This is a genomic window from Nocardioides sp. (assembly GCF_036274455.1).
Classification (GTDB): Bacteria; Actinomycetota; Actinomycetes; order Propionibacteriales; family Nocardioidaceae; genus Nocardioides.
On record NZ_DASUFR010000212.1, the window covers coordinates 1 to 20,702 of the forward strand.

Sequence of the window (20,702 nt, forward strand, 5' to 3'; positions counted from 1 at the left end):
GACCCGAAGAACCGCGAGGCGCTACGGGGCAAGTACGTCGTGATCACCGGCGCGTCGTCCGGGATCGGCAAGGTGACCGCGCTCAAGGTCGCGCAGTGCGGCGGAATCCCGGTGCTGGTCGCACGCGGCAGGGACAAGCTCGAGGAGACCCGGGCCACGATCGAGCGGCGCGGAGGCCGAGCCCTCGTCTTCCCCTGCGACCTCTCCGACCTCGACGCCATCGACACGCTGTGCAAGGAGATCACCGCGCAGGTGCCCTCGATCGACTTCGTGGTCAACAACGCCGGCCGGTCGATCCGGCGCTCGCTCAAGCTGTCGCACGACCGGTTCCACGACTTCGAGCGCACCATGCAGCTCAACTACTTCGGCGCCATCCGCCTGGTCATGGGGCTGCTCCCGGCGATGCGCAAGCAGAAGCGCGGCCACATCGTGAACATCAGCTCGATCGGCGTCCAGACCAACCCGCCGCGGTTCTCCGCCTACGTCGCCTCGAAGGCAGCGCTCGACTCGTGGTCCAACGTCGTCGCCTCGGAGCTGGTCGGCGACGGGATCACCTTCACCGGCATCCACATGCCGCTGGTGCGAACGCCGATGATCGCCCCGACCAAGATCTACGACAAGTTCCCGACCATCTCGCCGGCGCAGGCTGCCGACCTCGTCATCAAGGCAATGGTCGAGCGGCCGCACGAGATCAACACCGCGCTCGGCAACCTCGGCGCCATCGCCCACACCGTCGCCCCGAAGCTCGCCTTCCGGGTGCTCAACCTCGCCTACCACGTCTTCCCCGACTCGGCCGCCGCCAAGGGCGAGCAGGTCTCCAGCGGCACCCGCGAGTCGGAGCAGATCATGCTGGCCAGGGTCTTCAAGGGCGTGCACTGGTGAGCTGAGTCTCGTCCCCGGCTACGTCCAGCTTCGCGGGCCGTCCGACCCGGCGGCGTAGGTGTCCATCGGCACCTCGTCCGCGTGCCAGGCGTCGAGGACCGGCTCGATGATCCGCCAGCACTCCTCGGCGTTGTCGCCGCGCACCGCGAGCAGCGGGTCGCCGTCCAGCAGCCCGGCCAGCACCTCGCCGTACGCCGGCAGGTCGCCGTCGGGCAGCTCGGCCGCAGGCACAGCGGAGTCCAGCTCGAACGGGTCGCCCGGGCCGCTGACGTCGAGGTGCAGGGCCAGCCGGGCCGGCTTGAAGCCGATGGTGATGCGGTCCCGGGTGTTGTGGCCCCGCAGCCCGTCCGGGAGGTGCGGCGTGCTCCGCAACGTGACCACGGCCTCCTTGCGGGCCCGTCCGAGCGCCTTCCCCGAGCGCAGGGTCACCGGCACGCCGGCCCAGCGCCACGAGTCGACCTCCAGCGTGAGCTCGGCCAGGGTCTCGGTCCGTCGCCTCGGGTCGACGTCCGGCTCGCGGGTGTACGCCGGGAGCTTTCGTCCGCCCAGGGTGCCCGAGGTGTACCGCGCCCGGCGACCCGCGGTGCGCGGGCTGCCCTTGAGCCTCGTCGCGCGCAGCACCTCCGCCTTCGCGGACCGGAGCTCGCGCTCGTCGACCCGGGTGATCGGGTCGATCATCAGCAGCGCCATCACCTGCAGGAGGTGGCTCTGCACCATGTCGACGAGGGCACCGGCCTTGTCGTAGTAGCCGGCCCGGCCCTCGAGCCCCAGCGCCTCGTCGTAGACGACCTCGATCGACTCGACGTGCTGGTTGTTCCACACCGGCTCCAGGAGCCGGTTGGCGAACCGGACGCCCACGATGTTGAGCACGTCGCTGCGGCCGAGGAAGTGGTCGATCCGGAAGACCTGCTGCTCCGGCACCAGGGTCCCGACCAGCTCGTTGAGCGCTCGGGCCTCCTCCAGCCCCGTGCCGAACGGCTTCTCCATCGCCAGCACGGTCCCCTCCGGGAGGTCGATCAGTCGGAGTGCCTGGCAGACCCGCGCCGTCACCGACGGCGGCAGCGCGAAGTAGATCGCCGGGGTCCCCTCGCACTCCTCGAGCAAGCCCCGGAGCTCCTCGACCGACGTGACGTCGCAGGTGCGGTAGCGGCTCTTCTTCGCCGTCTCCGTCACGCGCCTACCGTGCCCGCCCTCGGCGAAGGCTTCGGCGACCCGGTCGCGCCAGGCACGCTCGCCGAGCTGGCCCAGCCCGGCGCCGAGGACGAGCAGGGTGCGGCGCGGCGCCCAGTCGCTCGCCAGCAGGGCCGCCAGGCCGGGCAACAGAAGCCGCCTGGTCAGGTCACCGTCCGCGCCCAGCACCAGCAGGCTGTCGATCTTCGTCGGCACGGCCTACCGGTAACCGGTCTCACCCCCGGGAGACCGGCCGGTCGGGGTCGCTGATCCAGTCCGACCACGAGCCCGCGTAGAGCGCCGCCCGGACACCAACCAGCTCGAGCGCCAGGAGGTCGTGCACCGCGGTCACCCCGGAGCCGCAGTAGACCGCGACCTCGGTGCCGTCGAGCGGCACGCCGGCAGCCTCGTAGAGCGCCCGAAGCTGCGCGGGGTCGCGGAACCGGCCGTCCACGGCCAGGTTGGTGCCGGTCGGCACGTTGAGGGCGCCCGGGATGTGGCCGGCCACCGGGTCGATGGGCTCCCTCTCGCCGCGGTAGCGCTCGGGCGCCCGGGCGTCGACGAGCGCGGGTACGTCGAGCACGCCGCCGGCCTCGACCACCGGCATCGACCCGGGCCCGGGCTCGAAGTCGCCCTCGGCCGTCTCCACCGGCCCGGTCTCGACCTCCCCGCCGGCCTCCCGCCACGCCCGCCACCCACCGTCCAGCACCCGCACGTCGCCATGGCCGTGGTGGCGCAGCAGCCACCAGCCGCGGGCCGCCGCCTGCCCGCCCCAGTCGTCGTAGGCCACGACGGGGCGGCCGGCAGCGACACCGGCCCGCCGCATCGCCGCCCCGAACACGTCCGGCTCGGGCAGCGGGTGCCGGCCGCCCCGGCCGTCGGGGTGGCCCGGCGGCGCGGCCAGGTCCCGGTCGAGGTCGACGTAGGCCGCACCCGGGACGTGCCCGGCGGCGTACTCCTCGAGCCCGGCCGGTCCGCCGGTGCGGTAGCGCACGTCGAGGACGGTCACCTCGGCGAGCCGCCCGCGGAGCTCGGTGGCGGAGATCAGCGGGGAGGTCACCCCACCATCCTGCACATCAGGCCGCGCTCCGGAACGCCCCAGGGGTGGTGCCCAGCAGCGCCCGGAAGTGCCGGGTCAGGTGCGACTGGTCGTGGAACCCGGTCTCGGCGGCCACCTCGGCGATGGGCCGGCCGTCGAGCAGGAGCCTGCGGGCCCGGTCCAGCCGGCGGCCGACGACGTAGCGGTGCGGAGGCAGGCCGTACTCGCGGCGGAAGACCCGCACCAGGTGCGAGGGGTGGGTGCCGAGCTCACCGGCGAGCGACTCCAGGGTCGGCTGGTCCTCCTCGAGCCGGGTGCGCACCAGCCGCGCCAGCCCAGGGTCGCGGTCCGGCGACGGGGCCGGGACCGACGAGAGGTGGAGCGCGATCCGTTCGGCCACCATCGCCAGCCGGGACTCGGCCTCGAGGGGGTCGGCGCCGGCGCCGAGCCGGGAGTGCAGCGCCGAGACCGCCGCGACGAGCTCGGCGTCGCGCAGCGACGGCGACCGCACCGCGGCTCCGGTGAGCTGCTCGGGGAGCCAGCGCCCGTCGACGTAGAGCACCCGCTTGTCGAAGCCACCCGGGGCGGCCGAGCGCCCGTCGTGGGAGACGTAGGGCGGCAGCACCGTCACCTGCCGGGTGACCGCCTGCTGCCCGACGCCGTCGAGCAGGTAGTCCACGCCACCGGTGTCGACGAGGAGCACGGTCCACTCACCGTGCACGTGCGAGGGGTAGGCGTGCTCGGTGAAGTGCGCGTGCAGCACCTCGGACAGCCCCGGGACCGGCGGCCGCCAGGCCCGCACCCGTTCCGGCGCTCCGGTCATGTCAGGAACGTACAAGACCGGGGGCAACGCGGCAGGGGACGCTCGCGCGGTGAAGTTCGACACCAAGATCGCCGTGCTCGTCCGCGACGACCTCGAGACCTGGCAGCGGCTCAACGTGACCGCGTTCGTGGTCAGCGGGATCGCCGCCTCCCAGCCGCAGGTCATCGGCGAGCCCTACGAGGACGCCGACGGCACGACGTACCTCTCCCTCCTGGGCCAGCCGGTCGTCGTGCTCGAGGCGGACGCGGCCACGCTGAAGGCCGCCCACACCCGGGCGCTGTCCCGGGAGCTGCCGATGAGCATCTACACCGGGGAGATGTTCACGACCGGCCACGACGAGGCCAACCGCTCGGTGGTCCGCGCCGTGCCTCGCGACGACCTCGACCTGGTGGGGATCGCGGTATTCGGGCCGCGCAACGGCGTCGACAGGTCGGTCAAGGGGGCTCGCCTCCACCCCTGACCGGGTCGCGCTTCACCTAGGGTGGCGCCCGTGGCCGAGCTGCAGTTCTTCACGGGGACCATGGACTCCGGCAAGAGCACGCTGGCCCTGCAGACCAACCACAACCGGGCCCAGCGCGGCCTGGTGGGGCGGATCTTCACCAGCCAGGACCGCGCCGGGACGGCCATGCTCTCGAGCCGGCTCGGCCTCCAGCACCAGGCGATCGAGGTCGATGCGGCATTCCACTTCTGGAAGTACGTCGTCGACGAGCTCACCCGGGGCGCCCGGGTGGACTACCTGATCTGCGACGAGGCGCAGTTCTACACCCGCGACCAGGTCGATCAGCTCGCCAAGGTCGTCGACGACCTGCAGCTCGACGTGTTCGCCTTCGGCATCCTCACTGACTTCCGCAGCGAGCTGTTCCCGGGCAGCGCCAGGCTGGTGGAGCTGGCGGACCGGACGCACGTGCTCCAGGTCGAGGCGCTGTGCTGGTGCGGTCGCCGGGCCACCCACAACGCCCGCACCGAGGACGGCGCGATGGTCGTCGAGGGCGAGGTCATCGTCGTGGGCGACGTCGAGCAGGCGGGCGGCGACGCCCCCGAGGGCGGGCCGCCCGAGGTCGCCTACGAGGTGCTGTGCCGGATGCACCACCGCCGGAGGATGACCGCGGCCCGGGCCCACGCCGTGGCGCTCGGCGCCGAGCCGCTGCCGTTCAGCTGACTTCTGGTTGAACTGTCAAGCAGAAGTGGTCGCAATCTGGCCCGGTCGGGCGGTTGCCCCCGGCGCCACCGCATCGGAATGCTCGGGTCCGACCCGGTACCCGGGGTGTCCGCGACGGGGCAGACACGTGACTCTGAGGGGGAACGCAGTGAAGGCTTATCGAATCCTGGCTTACACCATCGCGGTGCTCGTCGTCGTGCAGGCAGGAGCGATCGCGTGGGGCTTCTTCGGTGTCACCAACTTCATCGACGACGGCGGGGTGATCGACCAGGAGTTCCTCGACTGCACGGAGGACTGCGAGTCGATCGGTAGCGCCGACACCGGCTTCGCCATCCACATGTTCTTCAACGGGCTGATCCTGATCCCGTTGGTCTCCCTGACCCTGCTGATCGTCTCCTTCTTCGCCAAGGTGCCGAAGGGCGTGGTCCTCGCAGCGACGATCGTCGTCCTCGTGATCCTGCAGATCCTGGTGCTGCCGGGGCTCTCCCGCTCCGTCGGGTCCGGGTTCGGCGCCCTGCACGGGATCAACGCCCTGGTGCTGATGGGTGTGGCGATCATGGCCGGCCAGCGGGCGTCGGCCGCCCTCGCCTCGGGCGAGCCGGTGCCGAGCCCGGCGGCGCCCACCGTCTGACGGGGTGACCGAGGTACCTCACCGGGCCGGGTGGCGAGCCCGGCTGCCCGGCGTCGTTCGTGCCCGGCCGCGCACGTGGATCGCGGTCGTTGCCAGTCTGGTGGTGCTGGTGCCGCTGGCGTGGATGTGGCAGTCGAGCCTGCTGCCGGACAGCTACGACATGGCAGAGATGGGCTACCCCGACTGGGGCGGCGGTCCGGTCGACGAGCACCACGGGATGCACCACGGCACCCCGGTGAAGGACCTCGTGGCCGATACCGACCGCCCTGCTGACTTCACCGAGACGCTGACGGTCCGGCGGGACGGGGGCGACTACACCGTCAACGGCACCTCCCCCGGCCCGACCATCGACGTGACCGTCGGTCAGCTCGTGGAGATCCACCTGGTCAACGACAACGTCCCCGACGGCATCACCCTGCACTGGCACGGCGTCGATGTGCCCAACGCGGAGGACGGGGTGGCCGGCGTCACCCAGGACGCGGTCGACGAGGGCGAGGAGTTCGTATACCGGTTCGTCCCCGACCAGGCCGGCACCTACTGGTACCACTCCCACCAGGTCTCGCACGAGCAGGTCCGGCGCGGCCTCCTGGGTGCCCTGGTGGTGCATCCCGACACCGAGGTGGCGGGGGTCCACGAGGAGCTGGCCGTGCTGCACCGCTACGGCGGTACGCCGACCATCAACGGCGAGGAGGGGACGAGCGAGGTCGACGCCCGGCCCGGCGACCAGGTGCGGCTGCGGGTCATCAACACCGACAACGGGCTGGCCCCGCTGTGGGTGACCGGTGCGCCCTACCAGGTCGTCGCCGTGGACGGCCGCGACGTCAACGAGCCCGATCCGATAGAGGACGAGAAGTACCCCGTGCCCGCCGGCGGACGGGTAGACCTGGGCTTCGTCGTGCCCCCTGACGGCGTCCGGGTCGACTTCGGCGCCGGCAACACGATGGTCTTCGGCGGCGACCCGACCGATGGGGACGAGCCGCGCGCGCCCGAGGACTTCGTGGACCTGCTGGGCTACGGGCAGCCGGCCGACCTCGGCTTCGACCCGGCGGACGCGGACCGGCGCTTCGACTACCGCATCGGTCGTCGGCCCGGTTTCCTCGACGGCCGGCCCGGCCTCTGGTGGACGGTCAACGGCCACCTGTACCCCGACGTGCCCATGTACATGGTGTCCGAGGGCGACGTGGTCGTCTTCACCATCGACAACGGGAGCGGCGACAACCACCCGATGCACCTGCACGGCCACCACGCCGTGGTCCTGTCGCGCAACGGCGAGCCGGCCACGGGCAGCCCGTGGTGGATCGACTCGTTGGAGGTGAAGGACGGTGAGACCTTCGAGATCGCCTTCGTGGCCGACAACCCGGGGATCTGGATGGACCACTGCCACAACCTGCCGCACGCGCAGCAGGGGCTGGTCGCTCACCTCATGTACACGGGGGTGGACTCGTCGTTCCGCGTCGGCGGGAAGCCCGGCAACCAGCCCGAGTGAGCCGGCAGCTCAGCGGGCCTGACAGTTCTGCGAGAAGCCGGCCGGGCCGAGCGCGGTCAGGGCCGGGGTGCTCTCGATGCCGACCTCGGCCGCCAGCTCGGCCTGCCAGGCCTTCTCGCCCTTCCTGGCGGCCGTGATCCGGCGCTCGTCGATCCCGTTCGCCCAGACGACGTACGCCGCCATCACTTCGGCGGAGTCCTTCGCGGCCGGTGGCACCGTGACCTTCGCGAGGTCGGCGTCGAACCCGTCCAGCAGCGCCTTGTGGGCGGGCCAGGTCGTGACCCACTCCGTCGCGGGCACGTCGGTGCTCCCGCCGCGGGTGGCCTCGACGACCTTCGGCAGCAGCGCGTCGCAGAGCGAGTTGACCGCGTCGAGGTAGGCCTGCCTCCCGGGGTCGACGGCCGGAGCAGCGGTCGTGGCGGCCGAGCTCGTTGCCGACTCTGGCCGCGGGCCGGATGCGGGGCCGGATGCGGGGTCGGAGCCGGTGTCGGAGCCGGTGTCGGAGCCGGGCGAGCAGCCGATCAGGGCCGCGGCGGCGCCGGTGGCCACCAAGCAGCGCACGGTGAGCGGGACTCCGACCATGGCCGCATCGTGCCGCCGGGGAGCTCAGCCGACAAGGATCGGGATCAGCATCTCATCCGGCGTGAGCGACCCGTGCAGCCCGATCAGGCTCATCTCGTAGCCGAAGTCGCGGCGGGAGAACATCCCCACGTCGCCGCGGGCGGCGACCACCACGTCGCCGAGCCGCGGCAGGACGGACTCGGTCACCGGTCCGAACCAGCCACGCTCGATCGCGTCCTCGCGGAGCAGGACCACCGCGCGGTTGCCCAGCAGCTCGCTCCAAGCACCGGCCACCGCCGAGGCGGCACCCTCCGCGCAGTAGAGGTGCCGGAACCGCGCCTCGCCCCCGAGCAGGACCAGCCCGTCGCGAAGCTCGTCGTGGTCGTCGACGTCGAGCCGGGACGCGGGATCGGTCGCGTCGACCATCCCGTGGTCGGCCACGACCACGAGCCGCACCTCGTCCGGCAGGGACTCCCGCAGCTGGACCGTCTCGGCGTCGATCGCGGCGAGCTGCTGGAGCCACTGGGCCGAGTCGACGCCGTAGCGGTGCCCGGTCCAGTCGAGGTCGCCGTCGTAGAGGTAGGTGAGCGAGGGACGGTGCGCCGACCCGGCCACCGCACCGGCGATGCGCTCGCCGATCCGGTCCGCGCCGATATAGCCGGCTCCTCGATGGGCCGCGACCGTGAGGCCGCTGCGGTCGAACTCACGCTTGTTGACCACGTCGACGCGAACCCCGGCGTGGGCCAGCCGGGAGAACGCGGTCGGATGCGGCTGCCACTCCAGCGGGTCGACCGACTTGTCCCAGAACAGCGCGTTGAGCAGCTTCTCGGTCCCGGGCACCCGGCTGGTGAAGCCGACCACGCCGTGCGTCCCGGGCGTCAGGCCGGTCCCGAGCGAGGTGAGGCTGGTGGCCGTGGTCGACGGGACGCCGGCGGTGCCGGGCTCGACGCCGTCCAGCAGGGAGGAGAGGTACGGCGCGGCGTGGGCGTACTTCTGCAGCAGCCGGGAGCCGAGGCCGTCGACGAGGAAGACGACGTAGGCCGGCGCCGCGGGCAGCTCCAGGGCCGACGGGGGCGGCAGCACGTCGGTGCCGAGTGCGCGGCCGACGGCGGGCACGACGTCCCCGAGCCCGCGCCGGCCGTAGGCGGGCTCGACGAAACCGCTCAACTCGAGTGGGTCCGGGCGGACAGCTGCTCGGCGAACGACAACAGCCCGGCCACCGCGTCCTCGCCGTCGGCGGCGGCCGACACCCGCAGCGAGAAGTCGTCGGAGGCCAGCACACCGGTGTAGCCGTGGTCGGCCTCGCACTGCGGGTCGTCACAGGCGGCCGGCTCGAGGTCCAGGCGGCCGACGCCGCCCCAGCCGAGGGTGATGACGGCCTCCGCCGGCGGGGCCGAGCCCTTGGTCGGGTTGGCCACCATCCTGGTCACGACCACCGAGGTGACCGAGCTGAGCCGGATCGCCTCGGACGACGTCGAGGTGTAGGGCTCGGGCAGCAGGTCGTCACCGGCGTGCTCGTCGGTGTGGACGATGATCAGGCGGCTCGGGGTGAGCACCATGACCGAGAGGTGACGGCGCACCTCGTCGCGGTCGAAGGTCGGCTCGTGGTGCACGTAGTAGGAGACCACCCGTTCCCCCGCGACCGCAGCGGAGACACTGTCGATGACCACCTCGGGGTAGTAGCCGGTGCGGTCGATCGCGTCCCGCAGCTCGAGGCTGCGGTCCTGGTCGTCGGTGGTGCGGAGAGGCATGTGGTGGAGTCTGGCACGAGCCTGTCTGCCTCACCCGGGGGCGGTGTCCCCCGGCACCGACGGCATCCGGCGCACGAACCAGTCCGAGCGCGGGTCGGTGACCGGCTCCACCCGGGCCGCGGCGGTGAGCACCGTCGAGCCCGTCGCCCCCGCCAGCACCAGCGACAGCTCCAGCGAGCGGACCTGCGGCAGGTCGTTCTGCAGCTGCGCGACCCGCTGGATGAGCCGCTCCACCTCGTCGACGTCGACGACCTCGCTGCCGCGGTAGCCGAACAGCATCGGCGAGGAGCGGACCTCGCGGACCATCGCAGCGGTGTCGTGCTTGTAGAGCGGCGGGATCCGGTAGGACACGTCCGAGAGCAGCTCGATGACCGGTCCGCTGATGCCGAAGGAGACGACCGGGCCGAACAGCGGGTCCTCGAGGCTGCGGATGGCGATCGGTACGCCGGGCGGGGCGTTCTTCTGCACGACGTACCCGGCCTGGTCCGGCTCGCCGACGACCTCCAGGAGGCTCTCCCAGGCGTCGCGCATCTCCGACGGCGAGTCGATGTTGCGCCAGACGTGCGCCAGGTCGGGGCGCTCGCGGACCCGCTCGGCGGTGGCCTTGAGGACGACGTCCCAGCCGAGCTCGCGGCCGGCTTTCTGCGCCGCGCGCAGGGTCGTGACCGGGCGGCTCTCCCACAGGTGGATGTCGTAGGCGGCGAGCAGCTCGGTCAGTGCCGCGTCGTCGAGGTCGGCCCCGTCCGGCTGCGCCGCGAGCGCGCGGCCGATGACCTGCTGGGCCCGGGCCAGGTCGACCGCCTCCGGGTCGGCTGCCTCGCCGTCGGGGGTGCGGAGCCAGACGGCGTACTCGACCACCCGGGCGAGCGCCCGCACCGCGGCCTCGACGGCCGGGTAGGACGGCACCGATCCGCGGCCGGCCGTGGAGCCCGCGACGTCGGGGACCCGGAGCAGCTCCGGGATGCCCTCGGCCCCGAGGAAGGTTGAGACCAGCGGCTTGTCGGACTGCTCGCCGACGGCGGCCAGCACGTTGGCGATCTGCTCGCCCGCGACGTTGAGCGGCGGGATGTAGACGACGACCACCGCGTCGATGTCCGGGTCGTCGATCGCGTCGTCGAGGGCGTCCTCGAAGTCCTCCGGGGTGGGCTCCGCGCTCAGCGCGACCTGCTTGTTGACGACCAGCCCGACCGCGGCCGCGGCGTCCGCGGCGAGCAGCCCGAGCGCATCGGAGTTGCCGACGATCGCGACCCGCCGGCCGCGCGGCAGCGGCTGGTGCGCGACGAGCTGGGCGACGTCGAACAGGTCGTCGAGGGTGTCGACCTGGATCACCCCGGCCTGGCGGAACATCGCGTCCACGGCCTGCGGCGGGGCGGCGATCCTGCGTACCGAGTGGCCCATCGGGATGCCCTGGGTGGTGCGGCCGGAGCGGACCGCGATGATCGGCTTGCGGAGCGAGACCCGGCGCGCGATGCGCGAGAACTTGCGCGGGTTGCCGATCGACTCGAGGTACATCATCACGACCTCGGTCGACTCGTCCTCCTCCCAGTACTGCAGGAGGTCGTTGCCCGACACGTCGGCGCGGTTGCCGGCGCTGACGAACGTCGACAGCCCCAGGCCGCGGGCGTTGACCTTCTCGAGGATCGCCGAGCCGAGCGCACCGGACTGGCAGAAGAACCCGGCCCGGCCGCGTGGCGGCATCAGCCCGGCCAGCGAGGCGTTGATCGAGACCGCGGGGTCGGTGTTGATGATGCCGAGGGCGTTCGGGCCGATCAGCCGGACGCCGTACGAGCGCGAGAGGCCGACCAGCCGGCGCTGCCGCTGCCGCCCCTCCTCACCGGTCTCCGCGAAGCCCGAGGAGATCACCACCAGGCCGTGCACGCCCTTGGCGGCGCAGTCGAGCACGACGTCCTCGACCGACTCGGCCGGCACCGCGACGATCGCGACGTCCACGTCGTCGTGGATGTCGCTGACGTTGGTATAGGTGGGCAGGCCGGACACGGCTCGGGCGCTGGGGTTGACGGCGTAGACCCGACCGGTGAAGTCGCCGGTCACGAGGTTGCGCACCAGCGCCTGGCCGATCGTGTCCTGCCGCCGGCTGGCGCCGATCACCGCGACGGACCGGGGGTTGAGGAACCGGTGGATCGACGCCGCCTCGGCGACGTGCTCGCGGCCCTGCATGATCCCGATCGCGGTGTCGGTCGGCTCGATGGGGAACTCCAGCTGGAGCACTCCTTCGTCGTAGGCGCTGACCACGCGGTAGCCGGCGTCCCGGAAGGTCTGGATCATCCGCTGGTTGTCGGGCAGCACGTCGGCCACGAACCGCTCGATCCCGCGCTCCCGGCCCGCCTGGGCGAGGTGCTCGAGCAGGATCTGGGCGATCCCCCGCCCCTGGTGCTGGTCCTCGACGAGGAAGGCGACCTCGGCCTCACCGGGCGAGACCACGTCGTAGCGCCCCACCGCGATCATCTGGCCCTGCAGCGTCAGCACGAACGCCACCCGGTGGTCGTGATCCACGTGGGTGAACCGCTCGACGTCCCGGTCCGACAGGGTCGGCATCGGCGAGAAGAACCGGTAGTACTTCGACCGGTCGGAGACCCGGCCGTAGAACTCCACGAGCAGCTCGGCGTCCTCGGGCCGGATCGGCCGGATGTGCGCGGTCTTGCCGTCGCGCAGCACGACGTCGGCCTCCCAGTGCCGCGGCGGCTCCACCGCCGTCGCCTGCTCCGAGCCGCTCACGGGCTTCATCGTATGAGAGGCACGGGGGTGAGCTGCGGCCGCAGCGAAGCCACCTGGCCCACCACCGCTCATCGCGCCTGTCGAGATGGCCGCCGGTCAGGCATCCAGCCCGGGCTGCGGCGGTCTCGACAGGCTCGACCAGCGGTGGCCCCATCCCAACGCAGCCGTCAGAAGCCAGAAACCCCTCAACGACGGGGATCCGCGGCGTGCCACCGCCGGATCGCGAACAGCCGCGGGAGAGGATGGGGCCATGGCACGGCGCAGCACCAAGCAGGACCTCCCTGACGACTTCGAGGAGCACATCCTCGACACCGACATCAGGCAGGAGATGGAGTCGTCGTTCCTCGAGTACGCCTACTCCGTCATCTACTCCAGGGCGCTCCCCGACGCCCGCGACGGGCTCAAGCCCGTGCAGCGCCGGATCCTCTACACGATGAACGACATGCGGCTCCTGCCCGACCGCGGGCACGTCAAGTGCGCACGCGTGGCCGGGGAGGTCATGGGCCGGCTGCACCCGCACGGCGACGGCGCGATCTACGACGCCCTGGTCCGGATGGCACAGCCCTGGTCGATGCGGCTGCCGATGGTCGACCCGCACGGCAACTTCGGCTCCCCCGGCGGCGACGACCCGCCCGCGGCGATGCGCTACACGGAGTGCCGGATGACGCCGGCCGCGGTCGCGATGACCGCCTCCATCGACGAGGACACCGTCGACTTCAAGCCCAACTACGACAGCCGCGAGCTGGAGCCGGTCGTGCTGCCCGCGGCGATCCCCAACCTGGTCGTCAACGGCTCGACCGGCATCGCGGTCGGCATGGCCACCAACATGGCTCCCCACAACCTCGTCGAGGTGGTGCAGGCGCTCCGCCACCTCGTCTCGCACCCCGGCACCGACGTCGAGGGGCTGATGCGGTTCATCCCCGGTCCCGACCTGCCCACCGGCGGCAAGATCGTCGGCCTCGAGGGCATCCGCGACGCCTACGAGAGCGGGCGTGGCAGCTTCCGGATGCGCGCCACCGCCCGGGTCGAGACGGTCGGCCGGCGCAAGGGCATCGTGGTGACCGAGCTCCCCTACGCCGTGGGCCTGGAGAAGATCGTCGAGCGGATCAAGGTGCTGGTGCAGAGCAAGAAGCTCCAGGGCATCGCCGACGTCAAGGACCTCACCGACATGGCCAACGGCACCCGCCTGGTCATCGAGGTCAAGAACGGCTTCGTCCCCGAGGCGATCCTCGAGCAGCTCTACAAGCTGACCCCGATGGAGGAGTCCTTCGGCATCAACAACGTCTGCCTGGTCGACGGCCAGCCGCGCACGCTGGGCCTCAAGCAGCTGCTCGAGGTCTTCCTCGAGCACCGCTACGACGTCGTACGCCGCCGTTCGGCGTTCCGCCGCGACAAGAAGGCCGAGCGGCTGCACCTGGTCGACGGCCTGCTGATCGCACTGCTCGACATCGACGAGGTCATCCAGGTCATCCGCGGCAGCGACGACGCCGCGGCCGCGCGCGAGCGGCTGATGAGCGTCTTCGACCTGTCCGAGGCCCAGGCGAGCTACATCCTCGAGATGCAGCTACGCCGGCTCACCCGGTTCAGCCGGATCGAGCTGGAGAAGGAGCAGGAGACGCTGCGCCGCGAGATCGAGGAGCTCGAGGCGATCCTGGCCGACGAGGCGCTGCTGAAGAAGGTGGTCTCCGACGAGCTGGCCGAGGTGGCCAAGACCTACGGCACCCCGCGCCGTACGGTCCTGCTCGGCGGCACCCTGCCCACGATGACCCAGGCGCCGGCCGAGATCACCGACGACCCCTGCTTCGTCATGCTCTCCTCGAGCGGGCTCCTCGCCCGGACCGACGGCGACGAGCCGGTCGGCGAGGGGGGCGACCGGGCCAACCACGACGTCGTCGTCTCGGCGGTCCTGGCGACCGCCCGCGGGCAGGTCGGGCTCGTCACCTCCCGGGGCCGGCTGATCAAGCTCGACGTGCTCGACCTCACCGCCGCGATCGTTCCGCCGTCGGCCAACCACCCCAACCTCAACGGCTGCCTGCCGGTCAGCGAGCTCATCGCCCTCGAGCCGGGCGAGCGCGTGCTGGCCCTCAGCAGCCTCACCGAGGCCGGGCCCGGGCTGGCCCTCGGCACCAGGTACGGCGTGGTCAAGCGGGTCAACCCCGAGGTCCTGGCCAAGGACGAGTGGGAGGTCATCCGGCTCGACGACGGCGACGAGGTGGTCGGCGCGGTCGAGCTCGCCACGGGTGCCGAGACGCTCTGCTTCATCAGCAGCGACGCCCAGCTCCTCCACTTCGGTGCCGGCTCGGTGCGCCCGCAGGGCCGGTCCGGCGGGGGTATCGCGGGCATCCGCGTGGCTCCGGGCGAGCGGGTGGTGTGGTTCGGCGCGCTCGCCGGCGCCGCTGACGGCAACGTCGTGGTCACCGCCTCCGGCTCGTCCACCGCGCTGCCCGGCACGGAGCCGGGCGCGGTCAAGGTGACGCCGTTCTCCGACTACCCCGGCAAGGGCCGGGCCACCGGCGGTGTCCGGTGCCACCGCTTCCTCAAGGGCGAGGACACCCTCGTCGCGGCGTGGGCGGGCGACGCGCCGGCCCGGGCGGCGGCGGCCAGCGGCGCCCCGGTCGACCTGCCGGACGCCACCGGCAAGCGCGACGGGTCCGGCACCCCGGGGAGCCAGCCGATCGCCGCGGTGGCGGGTCCGGTCGGCGCCCGGCTCGGCCGCTTCGCGTCACCGCCGTCGTGAGCGGGGCCTGTGCGAGGCTGACCCCGTGATGCTGTCCGTGGCCGTCCGCGCGCGCCGGCTGGCCGCTCCGCTGGTGCTCGGACTGGCCCTGGTCACGCTGAACGCGTGCAGCGACGACAACGGTGGCAGCAAGAAGGACCCCGAGGAGGCGCTCGCCGCGGCCAAGCGGACGCTCGACGAGACCAGCGGGGTCAAGATCGAGATGTCGACGAAGGACCTGCCGAACGGCGTCACCGGCATCACCGCCGCCGAGGGCACGGGCGTCCACCCCTCGGCGTTCGAGGGCACCTTCAAGCTGAGCGTCAACGGGCTGCCCGCCGACGCCGACGTCATCGCGGTCGAGGGCAAGACCTACGCCAAGAACTCCCTGCTGCTGCCCGACTGGACGCCGATCGACCCCGCCGACTACGGCGCCCCCGACCCGGCCAAGCTGATGGACCCCGACGGCGGGTTCTCCGGGCTGCTGTCGGCGGCCGAGGACGTCAAGACCGGCGACACCGTGCGCGGCGGCGAGGACAACAAGGAGATCCTCACCGAGTACACCGGGACCATCGCCAGCGACGCCGTCAGCGCCCTCATCCCGTCCGCCGAGGGTGACTTCGAGTTCACCTACACGATCAGCGAGGACGACGAGCTCCGCGGGGCGGTGCTCAAGGGCGCCTTCTACGGCGAGGAGCACGGCGACGTGACCTACACGCTGACCCTCGACGACTACGGCACCCAGAAGGACATCACGGCGCCGTGACCGGCCAGGTCCCGGAGGTGAGCAGGCCCCGCTCGCCGCGGGTCCTCCTCACCCTCGCTGCCGTCGCGGTGGCCTTCGCCGCGGCAGACACCTACGTGGTCGTGCTCGCACTGCCGGAGATGATGGGCAGCGTCGGCGTCCCGATCGACGAGCTCCAGCGCGCGGCGCCGATCGTCTCCGGCTTCCTGCTCGGCTACGTCGCCATGCTGCCGCTGATCGGCAGGATCGCCGACCTGCGCGGCCGGCTGCCCGTCCTGACCGCCGCGCTGGTCGTCTTCGCGGCCGGCTCGCTGGTGACCGCCCTCGCCTACGACCTGCCCAGCATGGTGGTCGGCAGGTTCCTGCAGGGCGTCGGCGGCGGCGGCCTGGTCCCGGCCACGCTCGCCCTGGTCGCCGACCTCTACCCAGCTGACAGACGCGGCGTACCCCTCGGCGTCGTCTCGGCGGTCCAGGAGCTCGGCTCGGTCGTCGGCCCGCTGTTCGGCGCGGTGGTCCTCGCGCTGGCCGACTGGCCGGAGATCTTCCTCATCAACTTCGCGGTGGGCCTGGTGCTGGCCGCGGCGATCCGCGCGACCGGAGGGTCCGAGCCGGTCACCGGGCAGCCTCCGAGACCACCGCAGCGACGGCACCTGCCCGACCTGATCGGGCTGGTCCTCCTCCTGGTCACCCTCGTCGTCGGCGGGATCGTCCTCCTCCGCCCGTCGAGCCTGGTCAGCGACCTGACCTGGGGTGAGTACTTCATCCCCTTCGCCGGCGAGGGCCGCTGGCTGACCCCGGTCGGCGTGGTCGCGATGGCCGGGCTGCTGCTGTTCCTCCTCCGCTGCGCCACCGCGAAGCGGCCGCTGGTCGACCTGCGCGGCTGGGGGCGCAGCGCGCGCGAGGCGGACCTCACCGGCGCCCTGCTCCTCGCGATCGCGCTCGGCGGCATCATCCTCGCCTTCGCTACCGCGGACCCCTCGGTGCAGGTCTTCTCCGACCAGGGGTGGTGGTACCTCCTCGGCTCCGCGGTGGCCACGGTCGCCCTGGTCCTGCACCTGCGCCGGGCCGAGGCGCCCCTGCTCCCCCGCGGTGCGCTGCGTCGTACGCCGGCCTGGGGCGCCGTCGTGGTGAGCTTCTTCGTCGGCGCGGCACTGATCGCGGCCCTCATCGACATCCCGATCTACGCCCGGACCACCGTCTACCGCAGCTCTCAGCTGATGGCCGCCCTAGTGCTGGTCCGGTTCCTGGTCGCGCTGCCGGTCGGGGCCGTGGTCGGCGGCTACCTGATCCGGACCCGCAGCGCCGGGGTGGTGGCCGCGGCCGGCATGGCCATGTCCGCGGTCGGGTTCGGGCTGATGTCGCGCTGGGGCGTCGACACGCTGCACGACCCCTCGTCCAACGTGGCCCTGGTGATCTGTGGCTTCGGCTTCGGCCTGGCGCTGGCGCCCGTCAACGCGGCGGTCCTGGCCGCCACCGAGGCCGAGGTGCACGGCGTCGCGACCGCGATGGTGGTGGTCGCCCGGATGGTCGGCATGCTCGTCGGCATCTCGGCGCTGACCACGATCGGGCTGCACCGCTACTACGCCAAGCAGGACGCGCTCCAGAGCGTCGCCGAGGTGTGCGGCGGACCGAAGATGTGCGGGGCCTACCGCGACCTGCAGAAGGCCGCCGGCGTGGCTCAGGAGCAGACCGTCTTCCTCGGCGCCGTGTTCTGCGCGGTCGCGGCAGGCGTGCTCGCGCTGGTGCTCTTCCGGCACGCGGCCACCCGCTCGGTCGATGCCGCCGAGGCGCTCCGCTCCGTGGGCTGAGGTCGGGCTGGCCTCGCCGACCCGTTAGCGTTCGCAGACGTGGGCGAGGACGAGACCGGGTTCGACGACCTGCTGGCGGCCAACCGCGCGTACGCCGCGACCTTCGACCTCGCCGGCTTCGACGGCATCGCGCACGCGGGGGTCGCCATCGTCACCTGCATGGACTCCCGGATCGACCCGCTTACCATGGTCGGCCTGCGGCCGGGCGACGCGAAGATCTTCCGCAACCCCGGCGGCCGGGTCACCGAGCAGGCGCTGGAGGCGCTCGTGCTCGGGGTGCACCTGCTCAACGTGAGCCGGATCCTGGTGGTCCCCCACACACGGTGCGCGATGACCGCCGCCTCCGAGCGAGAGCTGCGCCAGCGGATCGCGGAGTCCGCCGGCGTCTCGGCCGACTGGCAGATGTTCAGCGTCGTCACCGACCAGCTGGCCGCGCTCGAGGACGACATCCAGGCCATCCGCTCGCACCCGCTGATCCCGGACTCGGTCCGGGTCGGGGGCTTCGTCTACGACGTCGACACCGGGCTGCTCGAGCAGCGGTTCTAGTGGCCCGTATGGGCCATGGGCCGCTGCCCCGGACCAGCGGAGAATCGACGCATGCTGCTCGAACGCGAGCTCCAGCTCGCGACCCTGGACGAGTACGCCGCCGACGCGCGGCGTGGTGAGGGCCGGCTGGTGCTCGTCTCCGGCGAGGCCGGGGTCGGCAAGTCGGCGCTCGTCGAGGAGTTCGAGCGCCGCGAGCCCGACGCTGTGTGGGGCTGGGGCGCCTGCGACGGCCTGTTCACGCCGCGGCCGCTCGGACCGCTGCTCGACATCGCGGGGCAGCTCGGTGGCCCACTGCGCGAGACCATCGCTCGCGGGTCGACCCGGGAGGAGATCTTCCAGGCGCTGCTGGGTGCATTGGCCGGCTCGCGCGACCTGACCGCGCTCGTCTTCGAGGACGTGCACTGGGCCGACGAGGCGACGCTGGACCTGCTGCGCTTCGTCGGGAAGCGGCTGCGCACCCAGCAGGTGCTGGTCTTCGTCACCTACCGGGACGACGAGGTCGCCCCCGGCCATCCGCTGCGGCGCTGCCTGGCCCAGCTGTCGACCCAGCGGAGCACGCGCCGGGTCGACGTACCCCGGCTCACCGCATCGGCGGTGCGGGTGCTGGCGGCCGGGTCGGGCCGGCCCGCGGACGAGCTGCACCACCTGACCGGGGGCAACCCGTTCTTCCTGACCGAGGTGCTGCACGACCGAGGGAGCCGGCTGCCTGCCTCGGCCCGCGAGGCGGTGCTGGGCCGCGTCGACGCGCTCACCCGACCCGCCCGCCGGGCGCTCGAGGTCGCCTCGCTGCTCGGCTCCCGCGTCGACCTCGAGCTGCTGGACGCCGTGGCGGACCCTAGCCCGGAGGCGGTCGACGAGCTGGTCGACAGCGGGCTGCTGGTGCCGGACGGGCCGGACCTGCGGTTCCGCCACGAGATCACGAGGCGGGCCGTCGAGGACGGCCTGCCTCCGCATCGCAGCGCCCCGCTCCACGGGCGGATCCTGGCCCTGCTCCGCGCAAAGGACGTCGACGACGACGCCCGACTCGCCTACCACGCCGAAGGAGCCTCGGACGCGGTTGCCGCGCAGGCTCACGCAACCTTGGCCGCGCAGTACGCCGCCGCGCTGGGCTCGCACCGCGAGGCGGCGGCCCAGTACGAACGCGCGCTGCGCTGGGCGGGTGCCGGTGACGACCGGACCCGGGCCCTGCTCCTCGACGGACTGGCCGACGAGTACGGCCTGCTCGACCGGTGGGAGGACTCCCTCGAGACCCGGGAGACCGCGCTGGAGCTCTGGCGGACCGTGGGTGACGGGCTGCGCGAGGGCGACGGGGTCCGCCGGCTCTCGACGGCCTACTGGCGGCTGTGCAGAGGCCAGGAGTCCGACGCGGCGAGCAGGCAGGCCGTGGAGCTGCTGGAGCCACTCGGCGAGACCGAAGAGCTGGCCCGCGCGCTGGCCGGCGAGGCGTCGACGACGGCGATGGCCGGCGACTACGAGGTCTCGCTCAGCGTGGCCGACCGGGCTTTGCCGATGGCCGAGAGGCTCGGTCTCCTCGACGTCGTCAGCGACGTGCTCAACACCATCGCCTGCATCCAGCAGCACCTTCGCAGACCTTGGCAGGAGGCGCTCGAGCGCTCCCTGGCGGTCGCGCTGGACGCCGGCGCCGACAGCGCCGCCGGCCGCGCCTACGCCAACCTCCAGGCCAGCGCGACCGCGTCATTGGACTTCTCGTTGGCCGAGCGGATCTACGACGAGGGCCTCGAGTACTGCGAGACCCACGACATGCCGACCTACGTGAACTGCCTCCTCGGCGGCCGGGTCGTGAACCTCGAGGCGACCGGGCGGTTCGAGGAGGCCGTGGCGCTGGGGCTCGGCCGGATGGCCGCTGCCGAGCTCTCCCCCGTCAACAGGTTGTCGACCCACTTCACCGTGGGGAAGATCCTGGCCCGGCGCGGCAACCCTGAAGCGTGGGAGCAGCTGGACACCGCGCTGGCCGACGGGACGGCCCTCGGTGAGGCGCAGTACCTCGCGCCCATCCATCTGGCGCGGGCGGAGGCCTACTGGCTCGAGGGCGACACGTCGGCCGCGGTCGCCGAGTGCCGGCTGGCCGCAGCCACCGCCGAGCACGTGGACCCCGCCACCCGCGGCATGGTCGACACCTGGCTGGCGCGGCTGGGCCTCGAGCCGCTGGGCCTGACCGTCGAGGCGGCGTACGCCGTCCAGCTGAGCGGCGACGTCGACGAGGCCGTCTCGACCTGGGACGCGCTGGGCGCGCCGTACGACGCCGCGCTGACCCTTCTGGACAGCCCCCACGAGGACCACTGGCGCGAGGCCGTGACCAGGCTGGACGCGCTCGGGGCGGAGGCGACCGCCCGGCTGGCACGGCGGAAGCTGCGCGAGGCCGGTGCGCGCGGCGTACCGGTCGGACCACGCCGCACCACCCGGGAGCACTCGCACGGCCTCACCCGCCGCGAGCAGGAGGTCGTGGAGGAGCTCGCCCAGGAACAGACCAACGAGGAGATCGCGGCGCGCCTGGTGATCTCGGCCAAGACCGTCGACCACCACGTCTCCTCTGTGCTGGCCAAGCTCGGCGTGGCGAACCGGCACGAGGCCGTCACGAAGGCCCGCCGACTCGGCCTGCTCCCCGCGCAGGACCCGCAAAGTGGGGAG

17 protein-coding genes are annotated in these 20,702 nt (G+C 72.5%); 10 read left to right on the forward strand and 7 right to left on the reverse strand.

Translation table 11 applies throughout. The annotated features are described in order from the left end of the window. On the forward strand, window positions 1-882 hold an 882-nt coding region (locus tag VFV89_RS20315; RefSeq protein WP_329707795.1), incomplete at its 5' end, for an SDR family NAD(P)-dependent oxidoreductase. 18 nt (window positions 883-900) lie between these two features. Here VFV89_RS20315 and VFV89_RS20320 read toward each other — a convergent pair. The 3 genes from VFV89_RS20320 to VFV89_RS20330 are packed head-to-tail and all read right to left on the reverse strand — an operon-like array spanning window position 901 to window position 3,914. Then, entirely contained in the window at window positions 901-2,268 is a 1,368-nt protein-coding gene (locus VFV89_RS20320; protein ID WP_329707796.1) for a glucose-6-phosphate dehydrogenase, read from the reverse strand. Between the two features lie 19 nt (window positions 2,269-2,287). Beyond that, window positions 2,288-3,112 carry a sulfurtransferase gene (locus VFV89_RS20325; protein ID WP_329707797.1) on the reverse strand — a complete coding sequence of 275 codons (825 nt, stop codon included), beginning with the start codon at window positions 3,110-3,112 and terminating at the stop codon, window positions 2,288-2,290. Between the two features lie 16 nt (window positions 3,113-3,128). Next, the gene (locus VFV89_RS20330) at window positions 3,129-3,914 is read right to left on the reverse strand and encodes an AraC family transcriptional regulator (RefSeq protein WP_329707798.1); all 786 of its coding nucleotides are present in this window, start codon (window positions 3,912-3,914) and stop codon (window positions 3,129-3,131) included. A gap of 49 nt (window positions 3,915-3,963) precedes the next feature. Here VFV89_RS20330 and VFV89_RS20335 point away from each other — a divergent pair, with 49 nt between their 5' ends. The 4 genes from VFV89_RS20335 to VFV89_RS20350 all read left to right on the forward strand — a co-directional run bounded on the left by VFV89_RS20335 (window position 3,964) and on the right by VFV89_RS20350 (window position 7,190). After that, window positions 3,964-4,374, forward strand: a complete 411-nt coding sequence (locus VFV89_RS20335) for a DUF2000 domain-containing protein (RefSeq protein WP_349256874.1) — start codon at window positions 3,964-3,966, stop codon at window positions 4,372-4,374. A 30-nt stretch (window positions 4,375-4,404) separates the two neighbouring features. Next, complete coding sequence (locus tag VFV89_RS20340; RefSeq protein WP_329707800.1) at window positions 4,405-5,073, forward strand: thymidine kinase; 669 nt, start codon at window positions 4,405-4,407, stop codon at window positions 5,071-5,073. 148 nt (window positions 5,074-5,221) lie between these two features. Continuing rightward, window positions 5,222-5,704 (forward strand): hypothetical protein, encoded by a 483-nt coding sequence (locus VFV89_RS20345; protein ID WP_329707801.1) that lies wholly within the window; start codon window positions 5,222-5,224, stop codon window positions 5,702-5,704. A gap of 4 nt (window positions 5,705-5,708) precedes the next feature. Beyond that, complete coding sequence (locus VFV89_RS20350) at window positions 5,709-7,190, forward strand: multicopper oxidase family protein (RefSeq protein ID WP_329707802.1); 1,482 nt, start codon at window positions 5,709-5,711, stop codon at window positions 7,188-7,190. A gap of 9 nt (window positions 7,191-7,199) precedes the next feature. Here the strand turns inward: VFV89_RS20350 and VFV89_RS20355 are convergent, their stop codons facing one another. Genes VFV89_RS20355 through VFV89_RS20370 form a run of 4 tightly spaced genes read right to left on the reverse strand, consistent with a single transcriptional unit; the run spans window position 7,200 to window position 12,247 of the window. Continuing rightward, complete coding sequence (locus VFV89_RS20355) at window positions 7,200-7,772, reverse strand: hypothetical protein (protein WP_329707803.1); 573 nt, start codon at window positions 7,770-7,772, stop codon at window positions 7,200-7,202. Window positions 7,773-7,796: 24 nt separating this feature from the next. Next, on the reverse strand, window positions 7,797-8,918 hold the full coding sequence (locus tag VFV89_RS20360) for a nucleotide pyrophosphatase/phosphodiesterase family protein (protein WP_329707804.1): 1,122 nt from the start codon (window positions 8,916-8,918) through the stop codon (window positions 7,797-7,799). Beyond that, entirely contained in the window at window positions 8,915-9,502 is a 588-nt protein-coding gene (locus VFV89_RS20365; protein ID WP_329707805.1) for a DUF5998 family protein, read from the reverse strand. The genes VFV89_RS20360 and VFV89_RS20365 overlap by 4 nt, the downstream gene beginning before the upstream one ends. Window positions 9,503-9,532: 30 nt before the next feature. Beyond that, on the reverse strand, window positions 9,533-12,247 hold the full coding sequence (locus VFV89_RS20370) for a GNAT family N-acetyltransferase (RefSeq protein WP_414690415.1): 2,715 nt from the start codon (window positions 12,245-12,247) through the stop codon (window positions 9,533-9,535). A gap of 241 nt (window positions 12,248-12,488) precedes the next feature. On the opposite strand from VFV89_RS20370, the gene VFV89_RS20375 reads away from it, so the two are divergent. From VFV89_RS20375 to VFV89_RS20395, 5 genes are all read left to right on the forward strand, one after another. Beyond that, a complete protein-coding gene (locus VFV89_RS20375) occupies window positions 12,489-14,975 on the forward strand; it encodes a DNA topoisomerase IV subunit A (RefSeq protein ID WP_329707807.1) in 2,487 nt (828 codons plus the stop codon). A 28-nt stretch (window positions 14,976-15,003) separates the two neighbouring features. Further along, window positions 15,004-15,720: an LppX_LprAFG lipoprotein gene (locus VFV89_RS20380; protein ID WP_329707811.1), complete on the forward strand. Its 717-nt coding sequence runs from the start codon at window positions 15,004-15,006 to the stop codon at window positions 15,718-15,720. Beyond that, window positions 15,717-17,507 carry an MFS transporter gene (locus VFV89_RS20385; RefSeq protein ID WP_329707808.1) on the forward strand — a complete coding sequence of 597 codons (1,791 nt, stop codon included), beginning with the start codon at window positions 15,717-15,719 and terminating at the stop codon, window positions 17,505-17,507. Before VFV89_RS20380 ends, VFV89_RS20385 begins: the two co-directional genes overlap by 4 nt. Window positions 17,508-17,546: 39 nt before the next feature. After that, window positions 17,547-18,053 (forward strand): carbonic anhydrase, encoded by a 507-nt coding sequence (locus VFV89_RS20390; RefSeq protein WP_329707809.1) that lies wholly within the window; start codon window positions 17,547-17,549, stop codon window positions 18,051-18,053. A gap of 51 nt (window positions 18,054-18,104) precedes the next feature. Next, the coding region (locus VFV89_RS20395; protein WP_329707810.1) for an ATP-binding protein at window positions 18,105-20,702 on the forward strand (2,598 nt) is incomplete at its 3' end.